Source organism: Streptomyces sp. NPDC047079, assembly GCF_040643755.1.
Taxonomy (GTDB): domain Bacteria; phylum Actinomycetota; class Actinomycetes; order Streptomycetales; family Streptomycetaceae; genus Streptomyces.
Window position 1 is genome coordinate 174,732 of record NZ_JBEYUZ010000006.1, and the last position, 18,193, is coordinate 192,924.

The following is an 18,193-nucleotide window of genomic DNA, read 5'->3' on the forward strand; positions in this document are numbered from 1 at the left end:
AGGAGCTCGCCCCCGTGGCGTCCCACCGTCGACCCAAGCAGCCGAGCCGTGCCCGTGTGACCGTGCTCACCACCGCCGCCGCCGCTGCCGTGGCCCTCAGCGCGCAGGCCGCCAGTGCCGCCCCCAGCGAGAAGCCGAGCAAGGACGAGGTCAAGTCCAAGGTCGACAAGCTCTACCAGGAGGCCGAGCAGGCCACCGAGAAGTACAACGGCGCCAAGGAGAAGCAGGACAAGCTGGAGAAGCAGATCTCCACCCTGCAGGACAAGGTCGCCCGGGGTCAGGACGAGCTCAACCAGCTGCGCGAGGGCATCGGCACCATGGCCAGCGCCCAGTACCGCACCGGCAGCATCGACCCCTCCGTACAGCTGTTCCTCTCCTCCAACCCGGACGACTACCTCGACAAGGCCTCCACGCTGGACCAGTTGAGCAGTCAGCAGGTCGAGGCGCTGAAGAAGATCCAGGAGAAGCAGCGCGAGCTGGCCCAGGAGCGCCAGGAGGCCTCCGACAAGCTCAAGGACCTCGCCGCCACCCGGACCGAGCTCGGCAAGAAGAAGCGGGAAGTGCAGGGCAAGCTCGCCGCGGCGCAGAAGCTCCTCAACTCCCTGACCGCCAAGGAGAAGGCGGCACTCGCCGCCGAGCAGAGCAGGGCCAGCCGCGCCAGTGAGCGCAGCGTCCTCGGCGGCGACACCGGCTCCGCCTCCAGCCGGGCCGGCGCCGCGTTCTCCGCCGCCCAGACCAGGATCGGCTCGCCCTACGTCTACGGCGCCACGGGCCCGACCTCCTTCGACTGCTCGGGCCTGACCTCCTGGGCGTACGCGCAGGCCGGCGTCTCCATCCCGCGCACCTCGCAGGAACAGGCCAACATAGGCACCCGGATCTACTCGGTCAACGACCTGAAGGTCGGCGACCTGGTCTTCTTCTTCAACGACATCCACCACGTGGGCCTCTACGCGGGCAACGGCCAGATCCTGCACGCCCCCCGCACCGGCACCGTCGTCCGCTACGAGTCGATGAACACGATCGGCGGGCCCTTCATGTTCGGCGTCCGAGTCTGACCGGGTCCCCCGCGACCGGGACGCCACTCCCGCCCGAACGGGCGAATTCCGGCGACGCCCGCTGACCCCACGCCCCGCCGATGACCTGCGTCAGCGGCGGGGCGCCGCGTTGTGTGCCCGTCTCGGTCTTTGGACCACGAGTGATCGCCCGGCTACTGTCTGCCGCGTTTCCCCCGCCGTGCGGCGGGGTTTGTCAGCGGAAGGGAGTGCGACCGGTCGTGGGGTCCCATCGTCGCCTTGCACCAACCGGCCTCGGCCGGGGCCGTGGCGCCATGCGTCCGACGCGCCGAATGGACACCGGCTCGGGCGCTCCGGAGGCGAACCAGGCTCTGAGGAAGACAGCCGCCGTTCTGTCCGCCGCCGCGGCGGCGGCAGCCGCCACGGCGCTCGGTGCCGCACCGGCGGACGCCGCTCCGGCTCCGCCCCGTGACCCCGGGGTCACGGTGGACCGGCTGTACCTGGAGGCCGAGCAGGCCACCGAGGCATACAACAAGGCGAGTGAGCAAGCCGGTTCGCTGCGCCGGCAGGTCGACCAGGCGCAGGACCGGATCGCCCGGCAGCAGGAGCGCGTCAACGCCCTGCGGGACGCGCTGGGTTCGCTCGCCGGGGCCCAGTACCGCTCCGGCGGCTTCGCCTCCTCCCTCGGGCTGCTGCTGTCCGACGACCCGGGCGAGTACCTGGACCGGGCGGCCGCCCTCGACCGGATCGGCTCCCGCCAGGCAGGGCAGCTCAGGGACCTCCGGACCGCCCTGCGCGAGCTGGCCCAGGAACGCGCGGACGCCACCGGTGAGCTGGCCGAGCTGGAGAGGAACCGCGCGGCCGTCGCACGGCACAAGAGGACCGTCGAGCGGAAACTCGCCACGGCGAGACGGCTGCTCAACTCCCTGCCCGCGACCCAGCGCGCCGCTTACGACAGGGCGTCCCGCTCCGGCGGCGACGTGCCCGACCTCACCGGCATGTCCGCGCCCGACGGGCGGGCGGCGGCCGCGCTCGCCGCGGCCCGCTCCGCGCTCGGCCGCCCGTATGTGTGGGGCGCCAACGGGCCGGGCGGCTTCGACTGTTCGGGCCTCATGCAGTGGGCGTACGCGCAGGCGGGTGTCGGACTGCCGCGCACCTCCCAGGAGCAGCGTTACGCCGGCCACCAGGTGCCTCTCTCCCAGGCACGCCCCGGCGACCTGGTCGTCTACCGCTCCGACGCGAGCCATGTCGCCATGTACGTCGGGGGCGGCCAGGTCATCCACGCACCCCACCCGGGAGCCGCGGTCCGCTACGACCCGGTCGGGATGATGCCGATCTCCTCGATCACCCGGCCCTGAGCGCGACGCGGGTACGGGGAGCGACACGTACGATCTGACGGTGGCTGGTGGTGGGAGTGTCCGGGGAGTCGTGGCGTGCTGTGCGCTGCTGCTCACCGGGCTCGTCGGCTGCGGCGGGCGGCCCGCGCCGGACAGCCAGACGGCCGCCGTGCAGCAGGTCCTCGACCGGCGCGCGGCCGCCGTCCTCGACGGGAACCGGCCCGCGTTCCTCGCGACCGAGGCTCAGCGCGCCGGCACAGCGGAGTTCGACAACCTGCGTGCCGTGCCGCTGGCCGCCTGGTCGTACCGCCTCACGGCCCTGCACCGCAGCGGCGACCGGGCGAGCGCCGTCGCCGAACTGCGCTACCGCATCAAGGGCTATGACCGGGCTCCCGTCACCGCCGCCCGTGAGCTGCGGCTGATCCGCACCGGCGGCCGCTGGTACGTCAGCGCCGACGAGCCCGCGAAGAAGGTCCCCGAGCAGTTGTGGGAGCAGGGCGCCGTCGAGACCGTCCGCGGGGCGCACAGCATCGTCCTCGGCGTGGGGCAGCCACGGGACGTACTGCGGACCTACGCGGACCTCGCCGACCGGTCGGTGCCCGCCGTCACCGAGGCGTGGGGCACCGACTGGGTCGGGCACGTCGTGGTGCTCGTACCTCGGTCGCTTCAGGGGATGGCGGGGCTGCTCGGCGCGCAGGCCTCCGGATACCGGGGGATCGCCGCGGTCACCACCGGGGAGGCGGGAGGCGCGGGGAAGGCGCCCGCGGACCGGATCATCGTCAACCCGGACGCGTACGCCGTACTAGGTGACCTGGGCAAGCAGATCGTGGTCCGGCACGAGACCGCCCATGTGGCCACCCGCGCCCACACCACGGCGGCCACGCCCCTGTGGCTGTCCGAGGGATACGCCGACTGGGTCGCCTACCGCGGCAGCGGCCGCACTGCCCGGGAGGCGGCTCCCGAGCTGGGCCGCTCGATCGCCCTGGGACGCGTCCCGGCCGCACTGCCGAACGACGCGGACTTCGCCTTCTCCCGGGACCCGGGCGCGCTGGCGCGGGCGTACGAGGGCGGCTGGATGGCCTGCCGGATGATCGCCGACCGTTGGGGACAGGCCCGGCTGAACGCCTTCTACCGCACGGTGGGAGACCACCCCGGCCGCACGGGAGCGGTGGAGACCGCCCTCGAACGGGTCCTCGGCACGACACCGGAGAGGTTCACCGAGCAGTGGCGGGCGTATCTGCGGGCGCGACTGGGCTGAGGCGCGGGACGCCCTGCGGTCCTCGCCGACGCCCGTCAGGAGGGCGCGAGAGTCTCCTGGGTGCGCGGGGTCTGGGGCGGTACGGTCGGTGGCGGCGCGGAGACCGTGGTGCGCCACAGGTGGTGGGCGGCGGTCACCGTGGCGAGCAGCAGCAGTACGTTGCGGGCGAGCAGCAGGGCGATGCCCAGCCGGTCACTGGCGACGACGTTCGCGAAGTAGACGGGGAACTCCAGGACGGTGGCGAGGCAGGCGGCCAGGATCAGTCCGGCGGGCAGGGTCATCCGGCTGCCCCGGTGGCACAGGCACACCGCCGCGAGCCCCACCAGCCACACCAGGTACTGGGGGCTGATGACCCGGCTGGTCACCGTGAACAGCAGTACCGCGACGAAGGCCGCGTCCGCGAGCGCGTGCGGCGGCAGACGGCGGACGCGCAGCCGCCACAGCAGCAGCCACCCGAAGGCGATCACGGTCAGGGCCAGGGCCGCCGTGCTGACCCAGTCCACGTAGGGGCCGAGGAACTCCACCGAGCCGTAGTTGAGCAGCACCTGCCCCTTCCAGCCGAAGTGCCGGGCGGCATGGAAGACCAGCGAGCCCATCGACTCCACCTCGGTGCCGCGGTCGCGCTGGGCGGTGAGGAAGGCGAAGGCGCCGGGCGCCGTCAGGCCGAACAGCAGGGCCAGGCCACCGGCCGTCGCCGCGGCCGAGGCCCAGGCCCGGCGGCTCGCGGACCCCGCCAGCAGCAGCACCGGCCACACCTTCAGCAGCGCTCCGAAGCCCGCGAGCGCCCCCATCACCCACGGTCGCCTGGCCCCGGCCAGCAGCGCCGCCACCGCCACCGCGGTCACCATCACGTCGTAGCGGGCGTAGACGGTCGGGCCGAGGAGGGCAACGCCGGCCGTCCACAGCCAGGCCCCGCGCAGTGTCCTGCCGGGGCGGGTGCCCGCGTACCCGAGCAGGCAGAGGACCGCCAGGTCGGCGAGGAGGGCGAGGACGAAGAAGGCCCCCGCGTAGTCCAGGAAGGGCAGCAGCGCGGGGGAGAGGATGGCGAGCGCGGCGGCGGGCGGGTACTGCCAGGTGACGTCGTCGCGCGGGAACGTCCCGGTGCTCAGGGTCTCGTACCAGCCGTGGTAGATGACCGAGACGTCGGTGGTGACGTCCGGGCCGGGGAAGAGGAACACCCTGAAGACGAAGAGGAGCAGGACCGTCCTGGTCAGGCCCCATACGGCGAGCAGCCAGACCGGGAACCTCCGTGTGCCCGCCATGTCCACTCGACCCCTGTTCCGGCGCGTCGCGCGTCGTTGCCGCCCTGCGGGGCCCATGATTGCCCGCCGGACTGTGCGAGGGCCAACAAGCGCGGCCGTACGGAGCTGTGAGTACGGTCTCACGTCGGGTTCGGTACTGTCGAACGACGATGCACAAGACCCTGATCGTGACCAACGACTTCCCGCCCCGCCCCGGCGGCATCCAGGCGTTCCTGCACAACATGGCGCTGCGCCTGGACCCCGAGCGCCTGGTCGTCTACGCCTCCACCTGGAAGCGCGGCGTCGAAGGTGCCCGGGCGACGGCCGCCTTCGACGCCGAGCAGCCCTTCACCGTCGTACGGGACCGGACGACGATGCTGCTGCCGACGCCGGGTGCCACCCGGCGGGCCGTGGGGCTGCTGCGGGAGCACGGCTGTACGTCGGTGTGGTTCGGAGCGGCGGCGCCGCTCGGCCTGATGGCGCCGGCGCTGCGCCGGGCCGGGGCGGAGCGACTGGTGGCCACCACCCACGGCCACGAGGCGGGCTGGGCCCAACTCCCCGGGGCACGCGACCTGTTGCGCCGGATCGGCGAGTCGACGGACACGATCACCTACCTCGGCGAGTACACCCGCTCGCGGATCGCCTCCGCGCTGAGCCCGCAGGCGGCCGGGCGGATGGTGCAACTGCCCCCCGGGGTGGACGAGAAGACGTTCCATCCGGACTCGGGCGGCGGCGAGGTCCGCGCCCGCCTGGGGTTCACGGACCGCCCGGTGGTGGTCTGCGTGTCCCGGCTGGTCCGGCGCAAGGGCCAGGACACGCTGATCCGGGCGATGCCGCGGATCCTGGCCAAGGAGCCGGAGGCGGTCCTGCTGATCGTCGGGGGCGGGCCCTACGAGAAGGACCTGCGCCGACTCGCCCACGAGACCGGGGTCGCAGGCGCCGTCCACTTCACCGGCGCCGTCCCGTGGGCCGAGCTGCCCGCGCACTACGGTGCGGGCGATGTCTTCGCGATGCCGTGCCGCACCCGCCGGGGCGGCCTGGACGTCGAGGGCCTCGGCATCGTGTACCTGGAGGCGTCAGCGACGGGCCTCCCGGTGGTCGCCGGCGACTCGGGCGGCGCCCCGGACGCGGTGCTCGACGGCGAGACCGGCTGGGTGGTGCGGGGCGGCTCCGTGGAGGAGACCGCGGACCGGATTGTCACCCTCCTCGGCGACCCGGAGCTGCGCCGCCGCATGGGCGAGCGGGGCAGGCGGTGGGTCGAGGAGAAGTGGCGCTGGGATCTGCTGGCGGAGACGCTCAGGGAACTGCTCTAGGGGAGCGCGCCCCCGTGAGGGGCGTGAGGCTGTTGCCGCTGCTGCGGCCATGACAGAGAAACCGACGCCTCGTCACCTGACTTCGCGCGGAACGCACCATGACGCGGGTCCTCGCCGGGGACACCGCGTCATGACCTGAGATCCGGGCCGCTACTTCCGGTAGATGGCCTCGATCTCCTCCGCGTAGTCCTTCGCCACGACGCTGCGCCGGAGCTTCAGCGACGGCGTGAGATGACCCGACTCCTCGTCGAACTGGGAGGGGAGAATGCGGAACTTGCGCACCGATTCCGCCTTCGACACCGCGGCGTTGCCGTCGTCGACCGCGTCCTGGATCGCCGCGATCAGATCCGGGTCGTCGCGCAGCGACCCCGCGGTGGAACCCGCCGGCTTGCCCTGCTCGGCGGCCCAGCGGTCGAGGAACTCCTCGTCGAGGGTGATCAGCGCGCCCACGAACGGCCGCCCGTCACCCACCACCATGCACTCCGCGACCAGCGCGTGCGCCCGGATGCGGTCCTCGATCACGGCCGGGGCGACGTTCTTGCCGCCCGCGGTGACGATGATCTCCTTCTTGCGGCCGGTGATCATCAGATAGCCGTCCTCGTCGAGGGTGCCGATGTCACCGGTGTGGAACCAGCCGTCGGCCAGCGCCTCCGCGGTCGCGGCCTCGTTGTTCCAGTACTCCCTGAAGACGTGCTCGCCGTGCAGCAGCACCTCGCCGTCGTCCGCGATCCGGACCACCGAGCCCGGCAGCGGCTGGCCCACCGTGCCGATCTTCTGCCGGTCCCAGGGGTTGAAGGCGGTGGCCGCGGTGGTCTCGGTCAGGCCGTAGCCCTCCAGGACCGTGAAGCCGATGCCGCGGAAGAAGTGGCCGAGGCGCTCGCCGAGCGGGGCGCCGCCGGAGATGGCGTACTCGCCGCGACCGCCCAGCACCGCGCGCAGCTTGCTGTAGACGAGCTTGTCGAACGCCTTGTGCTTGATCTTCAGACCGAGCGAGGGACCGGACGGGGTGTCCAGGGCCCGGCTGTAGGCGATCGCCGAGTCCACCGCCTTGTCGAAGATCTTCCCCTTGCCCTCGGCCCGCGCCTTGGCCCGCGCCGAGTTGTAGACCTTCTCGAAGACGCGCGGCACGCCGAGGATCAACGTCGGCCGGAACGCGGCGAGTTCGTCGGTGAGGTTCTTGATGTCCGGGACGCAGCCCAGCTTGATCGGGGCCATCATGGGCGCGATCTGCACCAGACGCCCGAAGACGTGCGCGAGCGGCAGGAAGAGCAGGACGGAGCACTCGCCCGTGCGGAAGAGGGGGCGCAGCCGCTCGACGATGTTGCCGCACTCGGCGAAGAAGTTGCGGTGCGTGAGCACACAGCCCTTCGGGCGCCCGGTGGTCCCGCTGGTGTAGACGATCGTCGCCGGGTCGTCGGCCTTGGCGAGCGAGCTGCGCTCCTCGACCGTCGCGTCGCTGACGTCCTTGCCGGCGCGGCCCAGCTCCTCAACGCCCCCGGCCTCGATCTGCCAGACGTGCTTGAGCGCGGGCAGCCGGTCGCGCACCGACTCGACGGCCGCGGCGTGCGCGTCCAGCTCCACGAGGCAGGCGGTCACTCCCGAGTCGCCGAGGATCCACTCCACCTGCTCCGGCGAGCTGGTCTCGTACACGGGCACGGTGACCGCCCCGGCGCTCCAGATCGCGAAGTCCAGCAGGGTCCACTCGTAGCGGGTGCGGGACATGAGACCCACCCGGTCGCCCGGCTGCACACCGGAGGCGATGAGTCCCTTCGCCGCGCTGCGGACCTCGGCGAGGAAGGTGGTGGCGGTGACGTCCTGCCAGGCACCGCCCACCTTGCGGGCGACAACGGCGACGTCCGGATGCTGCGCGGCGTTTCTGCGGACGATGTCGGTCAGATTTCCGTCCGCAGGGACCTCGTACAAAGCCGGAAGGCTGAACTCGCGCAAGACTGCTGCTCCTCATAGGGCGCCGACGCCACGACGGTGTGTCCTGCGACGGTGCGGTCCAAGGCTCGGGCAGGTGCGCAGGGTTTCCTCGGGCAGACGTTGGTTGAAACCCTGAGCACGACTGGACTGCCCGGACGTTACCCGCCGGTATGGCCTCCGGGACAGGGGGTCCCGGCGAGATGTTCCGTGCGTCACACGTCTTGGCGTTCCTTCGCGCACAGTAGTCCACCCCTTTCCCGACTGGCCAGTAACCGCAGGTCCGGCCGCCACTGTTCACATATGTCCCACACCCCTACGCTTGATCGTCATGGCACCCACCCCGGACGGCAACCCGAGGACGCGCGTTCATGTGGTCAGCGACGTGCACGGCAACGCACGTGACCTGGCCAGGGCAGGCGACGGGGCGGACGCCCTCGTCTGTCTGGGCGACCTGGTCCTCTTCCTCGACTACGCCGACCACTCGCGCGGCATCTTCCCGGACCTGTTCGGCAAGGAGAACGCCGACCGGATCGTGGAACTGCGCACCGCCCGCCGCTTCGAGGAGGCGCGCGCGTTCGGCGCCCGGCTGTGGGCCGGCCTGGGCGAGGACCGCGCCGCGGCGATCGAGAAGGCGGTGCGCAGGCAGTACGCCGAGCTGTTCGCCGCCTTCCCGACCCCGACCTACGCCACCTACGGCAACGTCGACATGCCGGCCCTGTGGCAGGAGTACGCGGGCCCCGGCACCACCCTGCTGGACGGCCAGCGGGTGGAGATCGGCGGTTGGACCTTCGGCTTCGTCGGCGGGGGTCTGCGCACCCCCATGCGGACCCCGTACGAGATCAGCGACGAGGAGTACGCCGCGAAGATCGAGGCGGTGGGCGAGGTGGACGTGCTGTGCACCCACATCCCGCCGGAGGTGCCCGAGCTGGTGTACGACACGGTGGCGCGCCGCTTCGAGCGCGGCAGCCCGGGCCCTGCTGGAGGCGATCCGCCGCACGCGCCCGCGGTACTCGCTCTTCGGCCATGTGCACCAGCCGCTGGTGCGCAGGATGCGGATCGGCGCCACCGAGTGCGTGAACGTGGGGCACTTCGCGGGCAGCGGGAGGCCCTGGGCACTGCAGTGGTGACGCCCGGGCGCCCGGGCCGCCCCCTCGCGACGGGTCGGTGGCCGAACCGCAGGTGGGGTGGTAGCGCCGCGGCGCGTGCGCGGTAGCCTTCACGCTGCACACACGTGCGCACGGGCGCACCACCCTCCCTCACCGGACCGCATCTGGAGGAGCCACGGCGATGGCGGAACACACCAGCTCGAGCATCACGATCGAGGCGGCTCCGGCCGATGTCATGCGGGTGATCGCCGACTTCGCGCGCTATCCGGACTGGACGGGCGAGGTGAAGGAGGCCGAGGTGCTCGCGACGGACGCGCAGGGCCGTGCCGAACAGGTGCACCTGGTCATGGACGCGGGCGCGATCAAGGACGACCAGACGCTGGCATACACCTGGACGGGCGACAACGAGGTCTCCTGGACCCTCGTCAAGTCCCAGATGCTCCGGTCCCTCGACGGCTCGTACCTGCTGAAGCCGGCGGCCTCGGGCGGCACGGAGGTGACGTACCAGCTGACGGTCGACGTCAAGATCCCGATGCTCGGCATGATCAAGCGCAAGGCGGAGAAGGTCATCATCGACCGTGCCCTGGCCGGGCTGAAGAAGCGGGTGGAGTCGGGCGAGAAGTAGGGGAACGGCTCAGCCTTCCCCTGCCGGAGCGGGACCCGGGGCGCCGCGCCGAACGGTACGGCAACTCGGGCGCGCCGGTGTCCTGCTCAGCCCCGCCGCCGGGCCCGGGTAGCGTTCACGACCATGCGCACCATCCTGATCACCGGCCCCGGCGGCTCCGGCCGTACCACCCTCGCCGCGGCCACCGCGCTGGAAGCGGCCCGACGGGGCACCCGCACCCTCGTCCTCAGCGCCGACCGCACCGACACCCTCGGTGCCGTACTCGGGCTCCGCACCGGCACCACCCCCGCCGAGGCCGCGCCCGGACTCACCGCCTGGCGCCCGGACGCCGACGCGCGTTTCCGGGAGGACCTCGTCACCTTCCAGGACCGCGCGTCCGGCGCCCTCGACCTGCTAGGCGCCGCCCGGCTGGACCCCGAGGAGGTCACCCCGCTGCCCGGCGCCGAGGAACTCGCCCTCCTGCGCGCCCTGCGCGACGCCGCCCTCTCGGACTCCTACGACCTCCTCGTCGTCGACCTACCCCCCGCCCCGCAGGCTCTCGCCCTCCTCGCCCTCCCCGAGGAACTCCGCCGCTATCTGCGCCGGCTGCTTCCGCCGGAGCGGCAGGCCGCCCGCGCCCTGCGCCCCGTCCTCGGCCGTCTCGCGGGCGTGCCGATGCCCGCCGAGTGGCTGTACGAGACCGCAGCCCGCTGGGACGTCGAACTGGCCGCCGTCGAGGCCGTCGTCGCCGACCGGGCCACGAGCGTATGGCTGGTCGCCGAACCGGGCCCGGCCGGCGCCGCCGCCGTCCGGTCCGCCGCCACCGGCCTCGCCCTGCGCGCCCTGCGCCCCGAGATCCTGGTCGCCAACCGCCTTGTGCCCGAGAACGCCCTCGACCCCTGGCCGGCCGGGCTCGTCGCCCAGCAGCGCAAGGCCGTGGAGGAGTGGCGGAGCACCTACGGCATCCACGGCCTGCCCCACCTCGGCCGCGATCCGCGCGGCGCCGACGACCTCGCCGCGCTCGCCGCCCCCGCCGTCAACCAGGCTCCCGCCCCGGTCGAGTGGCCTGTGACGGACCGGCTCGCCGACGACGGCGTGCTCGTATGGCACATCCCGCTGCCCGGCGTCATACGCGACGAACTGGACCTCGTCCGGCGCGGGGACGAACTGGTCGTGACCACGGGGTCGTTCCGCCGGGTCGTCCCGCTGCCCTCGGTCCTGCGCCGCTGCACCGTGTCCGGGGCCGCGCTGCGGGAGGGCGAGCTGCGCATCCGGTTCGCGCCGGACCCGGAGCTGTGGCCGCCCCGGGCCTGAGGAGAGCCGTCCGGGCTGCCCGGAAACGGCCCCGTACACGGTGAGGCGCGTACCCCCGTTCGGGTAACGTCGGGGGTACGAACCGCAGTCAGGAGTCCGCCATGAGCGAAGAGCGCCCCCCGTCCGACGCCGCTCAGGGGAAGGCCGCCGACGGTGGGGATACCCCCTGGACCGACGCGGCCGGGAACGTGGGGGAGACGGCGTCCGACGCCGACGCCTGGGCCGCAGCGTGCGCCGAGGACCTCGCCGCGGAAAAGGCCCGCCGCCGTGCCCGGTACGGATCGCCGCCCGGCTCGGCCGCCGAGGAGCTGCGCAAGCTCGTCGACGCCGTCGCGGACAAGCTGTCCGAGCTGCCGACACCCCTGTTCGGTGCCGCCGCCTCCGGTGCGGCCCAGCAGATGGTCCAGCAGGTGGTCCAGCAGGCCAAAGCCGCCGTGGAACCGGTGATAGAGCGCAATCCGGATGTCTTCGACCATCTCGCCGCGGCCGGTTCGGAGCTGCTCGCGGCCTACCGCTCCGCCGTCGAGGCCCAGGAGAGGCGCTGGACGAACCGCACCTCAGGCGAGGCCGACCCCCGCCGCCGGGGCGGCGAGCCGGGGCCGGGGGAGCACATCGACCTGGACTAGGGGGCGTCGGGCTGGGCGCCCGGCGACGCCGACCCGGCCCCGGCCGGCCGCCCCTCCGGCCCCTTCCGGGCTCCCGGGTCCCACCGGAGCGCCCGGCGGCCAGGAGGCCGCGGGGAGCGTCCGACAGCCCTCAGCACCCTCGGGTACGGTTGGCCGTAGCGGGGCTCGACCGAAACTGAGGGATTCATGGGACTCACCATCGGCGTCGACATCGGTGGTACGAAGATCGCGGCCGGTGTGGTCGACGAGGAAGGCAACATCCTCTCGAGCCACGAGGTGCCGACTCCGGGCACGCCCGAGGCCATCGTGGACGCCATTGCCGCTGCCGTAGAGGGCGCCCGTGCCGGGCACGAGATCGTGGGCGTGGGGATCGGCGCAGCCGGCTACGTCAACCGCCAGCGGTCCTTGGTCTACTTCGCGCCGAACATCGATTGGCGCCAGGAGCCGCTGAAGGAGAAGGTCGAGGCCCGCGTGGGCCTGCCCGTGGTCGTCGAGAACGACGCCAACGCGGCCGCGTGGGGCGAGTACAGGTTCGGCGCCGGCAAGGGCCACCGCAACGTCATCTGCATCACGCTCGGCACCGGCCTGGGCGGCGGCATCATCATCGGCAACAAGCTCCGCCGCGGCCACTTCGGCGTGGCCGCCGAGTTCGGCCACATCCGGATGGTCCCGGACGGCCTGCTGTGCGGCTGCGGCTCGCAGGGCTGCTGGGAGCAGTACGCCTCCGGCCGCGCCCTCGTGAGGTACGCCAAGCAGCGCGCCAACGCCACCCCGGAGAACGCCGAGGTGCTGCTGTCGCTCGGTGACGGCACCCCCGAGGGCATCGAGGGCAAGCACATCTCCATGGCCGCCCGCCAGGGCGACGCGGTGGCCGTCGACTCCTACCGCGAGCTGGCCCGCTGGGCCGGGGCCGGGCTCGCCGACCTGGCCTCGCTGTTCGACCCCTCCGCCTTCATCGTCGGCGGCGGCCTCTCGGACGAGGGCGAGCTGGTGCTCGACCCGATCCGCAAGTCGTACCGGCGCTGGCTGGTCGGCGGCAACTGGCGCCCGGTCGCCGACGTCATCGCCGCGCAGCTCGGCAACAAGGCGGGCCTGGTCGGCGCCGCGGACCTGGCCCGGGAGCCCGACCCGATCATGTGACGCGACCGGGGGCGGATGCGGACCGCACGCAGGGGATGCCTCCCCCGGCGGTCACCTCCGCCCCCCACGCGACGCCAGGAACCTGCGCCCCCGCGGCCGCTACGAAGCGCTGTCTCCGCGTGCCGCCAGCCCCAGTCGCGATCACGGCGGGGCGGAGGCTGCGATTTCCCCGCGCGCCCCACGAAGCGCTGCCCCCACGCGCCCTCCCGCACGCGCAGCCCCACGCCCCGGCGTATCTTGATCGGCATGGCGACGACCGTCACGCTGCCCAACTCCCGCACCGAACCCGACGGTTCGGCCGTCATCCGTGTCCTCGGCTACAACATCCGCTCCATGCGCGACGACACCGACGCGCTTGCCCGCGTGATCAGCGCCTGCGCGCCCGACCTGGTGCTCGTCCAGGAGGCCCCCCGTTTCTTCCGCTGGCGCAAGAAGCTCGCCCGGCTGGCGGCGGCCTCGAACCTCGTGGTCCTCTCGGGCGGCGCCACCGCCGCCGGACCGGCCCTGCTGTGCTCGCTGCGCGCCACGGTCGAGCGCACCGAGGACGTGCTGCTGCCGCTCACCCCGGGCCTGCACCGGCGGGGGCTCGCGACGGCGGTCGTACGGTTCGGCGGTGCGCGGCTCGGCGTGATCAGCTGCCATCTGAGCCTGCAGAAGGACGAGCGGTACGCGCAGGGCGGCATGCTGCTCGACCGGCTCGCCGGCCTCGGCACGGCTCACGCGGTCGTCGGCGGCGACCTCAACGAACGGCCGGACGGCGCCACCTTCGCGCGCCTGGCCGCCGCACTCCAGGACGCCCGGGCCACCGCCCCCTGGGGCGGCGAGCACACCTGGACGCCGTCCGATCCCCACCAGCGCATCGACGCGATCTTCGCCACGCACGGCGTCGAGGTCCTCGGCTGCGGCGTCCCGCTCGGTCACCCGGGCGTGACCCAGACGGACCTGAGGGCGGCCACGGACCACCTTCCGGTCCTGGCCGCCCTCAGGATTCCCTCGTCCTAGCCGGGCCGGTCAGACCACCGCGCCCCGGCCCGGGTCGTCGCCGTCCTCGTCGTCCGTCTTCATCCGCACCACCAGCGTCGCGCAGCCGCCCAGGAAACCGCCGACGGCGAGCGTGGTCAGCCACCACGTCATCTCCCAGCCCAACACCACCGCCAGCAGGAGCAGGACCGGCCCGCCGATCATGCCGAGCCAGGCGAACTTCGCCGTGGTGTCCGCCATCGGCAGCGGCGGCGGCTCCGGGGGGACGAAATGCCCCTCGTCGTCCTCGTCGAAATCGTCCTCCGAGGACTCAGGGACCTTGTAGTCGCGCGGGCCGACGCCGGGCGCGAAGGAGATCGAACTGCCCAGCGGCTTCGCCGGCTCGATCTTCGTCTCGTCGCCCTTGCCGCCGATCGGCTCCGGATCGGGCAGTGCCAGATCCTCGACCGACCGGAACGGTCTGGCCTCCGGCGGGTCCGGCGGCTCCTGGCCGTACCCCGCGACGATCGCCGCCCAGGCGGCATCCTCGTCGAAGGGAACGCCCTTCTCGTCCGGCTCCCGGTTCTCGCGGTCGCGGTCCTCGCGGTTGTCTCGGTCCGAGTCGTGCTCAGCCACCTGCGGCCGTCCCTTCCTTGCCGACGCTGGGCGCGAGCCGGCCGATGAACGCGAGGCTCTCCTCGAAGATCCGGTCCGCGTCGTGGTCCAACGTCGCCACGTGGTAGCTCTGTTCCAGCAGGATCTCCCGCACGTCCGTGGAGGAGACCCGGCTGAGGATCCGGGCCGAGTCGGCGGGCGGGACCACATGGTCCTGGGGGCTGTGCAGAAGCAGCAGCGGCTGGGTGACCTGCGGCAGCTCGCCGTCGACGACACGGAAGAAGCTCCGCAGGGAGTGCGCGGCGTGCAGGGGCACCCGGTCGTACCCCAGCTCCGTGCTGCCCTCCTTGGCGATGTCGCTGGCGATGCCCTTCGTCGCCCGGACGAGGTGACGGGCCACCGGGAGGGCGTAGGCGGACAGGCCGTGCATCTTGTTCGCCGGGTTGACGACCACGATGCCGCTGACCGCCTCCCCGTGCCGGGCGGCGAGCCGCAGGGCCAGGGCGCCGCCCATGGACAGCCCGGCCACGAACACCTGTGCGCAGCTCTCGCGCAGGGCGCGCAGAGCGCGGTCCACCTCCGCGTACCAGTCGTGCCAGCCGGTGAGCTGCATGTCCTCCCAGCGCGTGCCGTGCCCGGGCAGCAGCGGCAGCGAGACGGTGAGGCCGCGCTCGGCGAGATACTCCGCCCAGGGGCGCAGCGACTGCGGGGAACCGGTGAAGCCGTGGCAGAGGAGGACGCCGACTTCCCCGCCTTCGTGGCGGTACGGCTCGGCTCCGGGGAGGACCGGCACGTTCGGTCTCCGTTCATGAAAAGGGGCTGGGCACGCGATTGCAGGTACTTCACCGTACGCGACGGTACTGACACCGACCAGGGCCGTCGGACTCTTTGGTGGCGGACCGGGTTAAGGTCTGTTCCACGGACACAGGAGGCACTCGGTTGTTGTACGGCGCGATGAAGGTATCCATCGGGGGGCCGCTGAAGCTCGCCTTCAGACCCTGGGTGGAAGGCCTCGAGAATGTCCCCGCCGAGGGCCCCGCCATACTGGCGAGCAACCACCTGTCCTTCTCGGACTCCTTCTTCCTGCCCGCGGTCCTCGACCGCAAGGTCACCTTCATCGCGAAGGCCGAGTACTTCACCACGCCCGGCGTGAAGGGGCGGCTGACCGCCGCCTTCTTCAAGGGGGTGGGCCAGCTCCCCGTCGACCGCTCCGGAGCGCGCGGGGCGGGCGAGGCGGCCATCAAGAGCGGCATCGAGGTACTGGAGCGCGGCGAGCTGTTCGGCATCTACCCGGAGGGCACCCGTTCGCCCGACGGCCGGCTCTACCGGGGCAAGCCCGGGGGCCTGGCCCGGGTGGCGCTCGCCACCGGGGCACCCGTCATCCCCGTCGCCATGATCGACACCGAGAAGATCCAGCCGCCGGGGAAGATCGTCCCCAAACTGATGCGCCCGGGCATCCGTATCGGCAGGCCGCTCGACTTCAGTCGCTACCAGGGCATGGAACAGGACCGTTTCGTGCTGCGCGCGGTGACCGACGAGGTCATGTACGAGATCATGAAGCTCTCCGGCCAGGAATACGTCGACATCTACGCGACCGCCGCCAAGCGGCAGATCGCGGAGGCCGCGAAGGCGGAGAAGCAGGTCCAGAAGGACGCCGCGAAGGAGAGCAAGGGCTCCTAGGGACAGGGTCCGTCCGGCTCGGCACAAGAGCTCGGCGAAGAGGGGGAACACGGGGGATGGCCAAGCGCGAGCGGGTCGTCAGGATGTCGGTCGAGCAGCCCCTGTGGCGCGCGCTCACCGCGTACCGAGTGCTGACGATGCTCTACGCGATCGGGCTGTTCGCGACCGCCTACGGCAGGTTCGCACGGCCCTGGCCGGCGATCGTTTACTACGTGGTGCTGAGCGTGTGGACGCTGGCCACGCTGCCCAAGGTGGCGAACGCGGCGAGCTGCACCAAGCGGTTCCTCGCCGTCGACCTCGCCATCGCGCTCTCCGGCATCCTCCTGACGCCCCTCGCCGACAGCCACGAACGGATCCTCGCGGGTGGCCCGACCCTGCCGTCGATATGGACCGCCGGGTCCGTCCTCGCGTACGCCGTCAAGGGCGGCTGGCGCTGGGCGGCCCTCGCCTCCACCCTGGTCGCCGCGGCGAATCTCGTCGAACGCGGCGCGCCGGCCCGGGACACCGTCCACAACGTGGTCCTCGTCTGGGTCGCCTCCATCGCGATCGGCTACGTCGTCGAGGTCGCCCGTGCCTCCGAACGCACCCTCGCCCGCGCCCTGGAGATCGAGGCGGCGACCCGTGAGCGGGAGCGGCTGGCCCGGGACATCCACGACAGCGTGCTCCAGGTGCTGGCCATGGTGCAGCGGCGCGGCAGCGCCCTCGGCGGCGAGGCGGCGGAGCTGGGCCGGCTCGCCGGCGAGCAGGAGATCGCGCTGCGCACCCTGGTCTCGGGCGGACTCGTGCCCCCCTCGCGGGTGTCGGAGGACGCGGCGCTCGGCGCGGTCGTCCGCGTGGTCGACGAGCCGGACGGAGAAGAGGGCGACGGCCCGGTGGACCTGCGCCTGCTGCTGGCCCCGTACGCCGGTGCCCGGGTGACGCTCTCCCAGCCCGGCTCCCCGGTGCCGCTCGCCCCGGCCATCGCGCGGGAACTGGCCGCCGCCGTCGGCGCCGCCCTGGACAACGTCCGCAGGCACGCCGGGCGGGAGGCACACGCCTGGATCCTGATCGAGGACGAGCCGGACGGCATCGTGGTGACCGTACGGGACGACGGTCCCGGCATCCCGGAGGGACGGCTCGCCCAGGCCGAGGGCGAGGGGCGGCTCGGGGTGGCCCAGTCGATCCGCGGCCGGCTCCGCGACATCGGCGGCACGGCCGAGCTGGTCTCGCTCCCCGGCCAGGGCACGGAAGTGGAACTGAAGATACCGAAGGACGCGGGGGGCCCGGGGGCCTCACGGGGGAGGACGGGGACGCGATGACCGCGGACGACAGCACCGACGCGCGGCGGGAACCGATCAGGGTCATGGTGGTCGACGACCACCCCATGTGGCGGGACGCCGTCGCCCGCGACCTGACCGAGTCCGGCTTCGACGTGGTCGCCACCGCGGGCGACGGCGAGCAGGCGGTGCGCCGCGCCCTGGCCGCCGCCCCCGACGTGCTCGTCCTGGACCTCAACCTGCCCGCGAAGCCGGGTGTCCAGGTGTGCAAGGAACTCGTGGGCGCCAACCCCGCGTTGCGGGTCCTGGTGCTGTCGGCGAGCGGTGAGCACGCAGATGTTCTGGAGGCGGTGAAGTCGGGTGCGACGGGCTATCTGCTGAAGTCCGCGTCCACGCAGGAGCTGATCGACGCGGTGCGCCGTACCGCGGTCGGCGACCCGGTGTTCACGCCCGGTCTCGCGGGCCTGGTCCTCGGCGAGTACCGCCGTCTCGCCGCCGAGCCGGTGTCCGCCGCGGGGACCGGCGACCCGGAGGCGCCGCGGCTGACCGACCGCGAGACCGAAGTGCTGCGGCTGGTCGCGAAGGGCCTGAGCTACAAGCAGATCGCCGAGCGGCTGGTCATCTCGCACCGCACCGTGCAGAACCACGTGCAGAACACCCTCGGCAAGCTCCAGCTGCACAACAGGGTGGAACTGGTGCGGTACGCGATCGAACGAGGACTGGACGAGGACTGACACACGCCGGGCGCACGGCGGGAGCGAACCGCCACGGGTGCATCCACTTCCCACCTTCGAGTGAAGTCCG

At 72.6% G+C, this 18,193-nt stretch carries 16 protein-coding genes and 1 pseudogene; 13 read left to right on the forward strand and 4 right to left on the reverse strand.

Annotated elements, in window-relative coordinates; all coding sequences use genetic code 11:
* Positions 1–14: 14 nt before the first annotated feature.
* From ABZ823_RS11685 to ABZ823_RS11695, 3 genes are all read left to right on the forward strand, one after another.
* The gene (locus tag ABZ823_RS11685) at positions 15–1,055 is read left to right on the forward strand and encodes an NlpC/P60 family protein (protein WP_361657252.1); all 1,041 of its coding nucleotides are present in this window, start codon (positions 15–17) and stop codon (positions 1,053–1,055) included.
* A gap of 290 nt (positions 1,056–1,345) precedes the next feature.
* Positions 1,346–2,371 carry an NlpC/P60 family protein gene (locus ABZ823_RS11690; RefSeq protein ID WP_361657255.1) on the forward strand — a complete coding sequence of 342 codons (1,026 nt, stop codon included), beginning with the start codon at positions 1,346–1,348 and terminating at the stop codon, positions 2,369–2,371.
* Positions 2,372–2,411: 40 nt separating this feature from the next.
* Positions 2,412–3,608, forward strand: a complete 1,197-nt coding sequence (locus tag ABZ823_RS11695; RefSeq protein ID WP_361657257.1) for a hypothetical protein — start codon at positions 2,412–2,414, stop codon at positions 3,606–3,608.
* Between the two features lie 35 nt (positions 3,609–3,643).
* Here ABZ823_RS11695 and ABZ823_RS11700 read toward each other — a convergent pair whose 3' ends face one another.
* Positions 3,644–4,870, reverse strand: a complete 1,227-nt coding sequence (locus ABZ823_RS11700; RefSeq protein ID WP_361657260.1) for a glycosyltransferase 87 family protein — start codon at positions 4,868–4,870, stop codon at positions 3,644–3,646.
* A 149-nt stretch (positions 4,871–5,019) separates the two neighbouring features.
* On the opposite strand from ABZ823_RS11700, the gene ABZ823_RS11705 reads away from it, so the two are divergent.
* Positions 5,020–6,162 (forward strand): glycosyltransferase family 4 protein, encoded by a 1,143-nt coding sequence (locus ABZ823_RS11705; RefSeq protein ID WP_361657263.1) that lies wholly within the window; start codon positions 5,020–5,022, stop codon positions 6,160–6,162.
* 150 nt (positions 6,163–6,312) lie between these two features.
* On the opposite strand, the gene ABZ823_RS11710 is transcribed toward ABZ823_RS11705, so the two are convergent.
* Positions 6,313–8,109, reverse strand: a complete 1,797-nt coding sequence (locus ABZ823_RS11710) for an AMP-binding protein (protein ID WP_361657266.1) — start codon at positions 8,107–8,109, stop codon at positions 6,313–6,315.
* Positions 8,110–8,416: 307 nt separating this feature from the next.
* Between ABZ823_RS11710 and ABZ823_RS11715 the strand changes: the two are divergent.
* The 6 genes and pseudogenes from ABZ823_RS11715 (at position 8,417) to ABZ823_RS11740 (ending at position 13,880) form a co-directional block, all read left to right on the forward strand.
* A pseudogene (locus tag ABZ823_RS11715) lies at positions 8,417–9,215 on the forward strand (metallophosphoesterase).
* Between the two features lie 160 nt (positions 9,216–9,375).
* Entirely contained in the window at positions 9,376–9,819 is a 444-nt protein-coding gene (locus ABZ823_RS11720; protein WP_361657269.1) for an SRPBCC family protein, read from the forward strand.
* Positions 9,820–9,942: 123 nt separating this feature from the next.
* Entirely contained in the window at positions 9,943–11,112 is a 1,170-nt protein-coding gene (locus tag ABZ823_RS11725) for an ArsA-related P-loop ATPase (protein WP_361657271.1), read from the forward strand.
* A 101-nt stretch (positions 11,113–11,213) separates the two neighbouring features.
* A complete protein-coding gene (locus ABZ823_RS11730; protein ID WP_361657273.1) occupies positions 11,214–11,738 on the forward strand; it encodes a DUF5304 family protein in 525 nt (174 codons plus the stop codon).
* A gap of 186 nt (positions 11,739–11,924) precedes the next feature.
* Entirely contained in the window at positions 11,925–12,878 is a 954-nt protein-coding gene (locus ABZ823_RS11735) for an ROK family glucokinase (protein WP_361657276.1), read from the forward strand.
* A gap of 246 nt (positions 12,879–13,124) precedes the next feature.
* Entirely contained in the window at positions 13,125–13,880 is a 756-nt protein-coding gene (locus ABZ823_RS11740; RefSeq protein ID WP_361657279.1) for an endonuclease/exonuclease/phosphatase family protein, read from the forward strand.
* A gap of 9 nt (positions 13,881–13,889) precedes the next feature.
* On the opposite strand, the gene ABZ823_RS11745 is transcribed toward ABZ823_RS11740, so the two are convergent.
* Both ABZ823_RS11745 and ABZ823_RS11750 read right to left on the reverse strand, forming a co-directional pair.
* The gene (locus ABZ823_RS11745; RefSeq protein WP_361657282.1) at positions 13,890–14,474 is read right to left on the reverse strand and encodes a hypothetical protein; all 585 of its coding nucleotides are present in this window, start codon (positions 14,472–14,474) and stop codon (positions 13,890–13,892) included.
* Complete coding sequence (locus ABZ823_RS11750; protein ID WP_361657285.1) at positions 14,467–15,246, reverse strand: alpha/beta fold hydrolase; 780 nt, start codon at positions 15,244–15,246, stop codon at positions 14,467–14,469. Before ABZ823_RS11750 ends, ABZ823_RS11745 begins: the two co-directional genes overlap by 8 nt.
* A gap of 146 nt (positions 15,247–15,392) precedes the next feature.
* Between ABZ823_RS11750 and ABZ823_RS11755 the strand changes: the two genes are divergently transcribed.
* From ABZ823_RS11755 to ABZ823_RS11765, 3 genes are read left to right on the forward strand one after another with little or no spacing between them, the layout of a single operon-like run.
* Complete coding sequence (locus ABZ823_RS11755) at positions 15,393–16,133, forward strand: lysophospholipid acyltransferase family protein (protein WP_361657288.1); 741 nt, start codon at positions 15,393–15,395, stop codon at positions 16,131–16,133.
* A 56-nt stretch (positions 16,134–16,189) separates the two neighbouring features.
* Positions 16,190–17,431, forward strand: a complete 1,242-nt coding sequence (locus ABZ823_RS11760) for a DUF5931 domain-containing protein (RefSeq protein WP_361657291.1) — start codon at positions 16,190–16,192, stop codon at positions 17,429–17,431.
* Complete coding sequence (locus ABZ823_RS11765; RefSeq protein ID WP_361657294.1) at positions 17,428–18,123, forward strand: response regulator transcription factor; 696 nt, start codon at positions 17,428–17,430, stop codon at positions 18,121–18,123. The genes ABZ823_RS11760 and ABZ823_RS11765 overlap by 4 nt, the downstream gene beginning before the upstream one ends.
* Positions 18,124–18,193 lie beyond the last annotated feature (70 nt).

Coding starts and splice junctions, on each gene's coding strand:
- ABZ823_RS11720 (WP_361657269.1), top strand. CDS start 9,376: ATGGCGGAACACACCAGCTCGAGCATCACGATCGAGGCGGCTCCGGCC.
- ABZ823_RS11735 (WP_361657276.1), top strand. CDS start 11,925: ATGGGACTCACCATCGGCGTCGACATCGGTGGTACGAAGATCGCGGCC.
- ABZ823_RS11690 (WP_361657255.1), top strand. CDS start 1,346: ATGGACACCGGCTCGGGCGCTCCGGAGGCGAACCAGGCTCTGAGGAAG.
- ABZ823_RS11740 (WP_361657279.1), top strand. CDS start 13,125: ATGGCGACGACCGTCACGCTGCCCAACTCCCGCACCGAACCCGACGGT.
- ABZ823_RS11725 (WP_361657271.1), top strand. CDS start 9,943: ATGCGCACCATCCTGATCACCGGCCCCGGCGGCTCCGGCCGTACCACC.
- ABZ823_RS11765 (WP_361657294.1), top strand. CDS start 17,428: ATGACCGCGGACGACAGCACCGACGCGCGGCGGGAACCGATCAGGGTC.
- ABZ823_RS11730 (WP_361657273.1), top strand. CDS start 11,214: ATGAGCGAAGAGCGCCCCCCGTCCGACGCCGCTCAGGGGAAGGCCGCC.
- ABZ823_RS11700 (WP_361657260.1), bottom strand. CDS start 4,870: ATGGCGGGCACACGGAGGTTCCCGGTCTGGCTGCTCGCCGTATGGGGC.
- ABZ823_RS11705 (WP_361657263.1), top strand. CDS start 5,020: ATGCACAAGACCCTGATCGTGACCAACGACTTCCCGCCCCGCCCCGGC.
- ABZ823_RS11760 (WP_361657291.1), top strand. CDS start 16,190: ATGGCCAAGCGCGAGCGGGTCGTCAGGATGTCGGTCGAGCAGCCCCTG.